The following is a 2069-nucleotide window of genomic DNA, read 5'->3' as shown; positions in this document are numbered from 1 at the left end:
AAAATAAAACGTCCTTAGCTATTTTTCCGTACACCTTGTAAATATTGACCGAAGAAAATCTGCAATTGCACACAACGTGTTTGTATATGGTTTGTTGCGTGGTTTAAGCAACTAATTTAGTAAATAAAAACCGACCAAGAAAGTCCGCGAGGACTTTCGTAAGTAGGCGAGAAGCCAGCAATAAATTATATACGGTGTTGTGCCCAGTATTTTTATTTCGTTATAGTTTTTAATTTATAGTTTCCTAGTTTTAAAAATGCACAAATCAGTAACCACATAATTGCTGCAGAATAATCTTTTGTCTTATAAAAACAATGAGCAATATTGTTTCTTAAATTCATTCCGTCTGAAGTGAATAAAAATTTAAATAGAGCTATATCATCTTCAGGTACTAATTCTTTAAACTTTTCATTTTCTAATAATTTTTCAAAAGAAATTCTTGCTTGAGTTCCGTTTTCCTTAATGTCAATAGTTTGCGCTCCATTATATCTAGAAAACTCTCTTAATATACCTTCAAATTTTAAAACCAATGAATCAATAGATAAGATATAACCAGAAGTGCTGTTTGTGTTTGTTTTAATATCAATTTCTGATTGTTTGAAATAACTATCTAATGCAGATGTTAAAAGTTGTAACCAATTATGCGTTTCTGTTTTGCCAGCTGGATTTTTTATTGAAAAATCAATACCATACCAAGTATTATTTTTTAAAAAATAAATTAATGAATCAAAACTTATTTTTCCATTTTTCAAACCTTTCGAAAAGACTAACCAAAGATGACGTAATGTGAAATTTTGAATATGAATGTGATAGAAATTAATTCCACTTTTATTACCACTTACATTTCTATTAATATCAAAACTCATTGTACTAACTAAATCCATCATCACGGAATTAATTTTCTCATCTAATACTTTGGCTTTCGGGAAAATATGGGCAGATGTCATCAAATATTCGTAAATATCTTTACTTTCTCCTTTTTCAACTAGGTTTGTTGTAAATTCATTTAGCGCATCATACCAGTTTTGTAATTCAGGACTAGAATGTTCTGATTTAACGGATTTGAAGTTTAGATTATCTTTTGCTTTCTCAATTAGAACTGTTACTTCTTCAATTTTATTTTTATTTCCTGCTTTTTGGTATTCCTTAAGTGCTTTTAGATAAAAATCGTGTACAACAAAACTTTCTTTATGTCTTGACGAATCAGCAATATGACAATCTCCTAATTTGTTCTGAAAATCTTTTTGTGATTTGCCAGTTTTTATAGATAAATCAATTAGAAGTTGAAGATACTCTTTATTTAAATCTGGATATAAATTCTTGTCTATTACTTTCTTTGAATAAATGAAGAATTTATTTGTATGTTCTTTGTGTATTTTTTTACCATTTATTACAATAAAATCCATTAACAAGTATTTTTGAAAACCGTTAATATTTTCTGTTTCTAGCTTGTCTATTAGTAATTTTATTGAATCCTCTTTTTTGTAATTTATTGTTTGTGCCAAAACAAACAAATTTTGGAACATTTCAGAAAATCCTCTGTTTGATAAATTGTCATCTTTAGGTAAAACGACAGATTTAATAAATTTGAAATAATTATCTATTGCTTTTTTTGCGTATTCAATGTGTTTATGAGAACTATCCCAAAGTAAATGGTTGTACTTCGCTAAATATTTTGGGCTCACAGAATCATTTAAGTCTGCTCGATTTTTAATATATTCAAAATCCTCAAATAAAGATTTTGAAGGATAACTACTTTCATTATTTGAAAATAGAGGGACAAAATTTCCTTGTTTAAAATTAAAATCTGAAAAGTAAATTTCGAAGGTGCATTCTTTCTTTTCTTCAATATTTTCAATGCTATCTCGTAATGTTGTTAAATTACTTGAAATCCCGAATTTTTGGTCACAACCATTATCGTTTTTTATGTAATCGTAATAATCTTTTAAACTCTTAAACATTCTTTGATAGACGGATTTTCATATTGGGCACAATGAATATATATATGAATAGTAAGGGATTTGAAACACCTTACCTTCGGGTTTTCAATAAGCCAATTTAGTAAATAA

General features: G+C 27.5%; 1 protein-coding gene. It reads right to left on the bottom strand.

The features are described from left to right. Positions 1-212: 212 nt before the first annotated feature. Positions 213-1961 (bottom strand): DUF4209 domain-containing protein, encoded by a 1749-nt coding sequence (locus K1X16_RS17825; RefSeq protein WP_225037422.1) that lies wholly within the window; start codon positions 1959-1961, stop codon positions 213-215. Positions 1962-2069: the final 108 nt, after the last annotated feature.

It is taken from the genome of Winogradskyella sp. SM1960 (assembly GCF_020179375.1).
Taxonomy (GTDB): domain Bacteria; phylum Bacteroidota; class Bacteroidia; order Flavobacteriales; family Flavobacteriaceae; genus Winogradskyella; species Winogradskyella marina.
The sequence above is the reverse complement of the archived record's forward strand: the minus strand, read 5'-3'. Positions and strand labels throughout refer to the sequence as shown.

What these genes read in the sequence shown, in the direction of transcription:
- K1X16_RS17825 (WP_225037422.1), bottom strand. Translation starts at nt 1,961, where the DNA reads ATGTTTAAGAGTTTAAAAGATTATTACGATTACATAAAAAACGATAAT.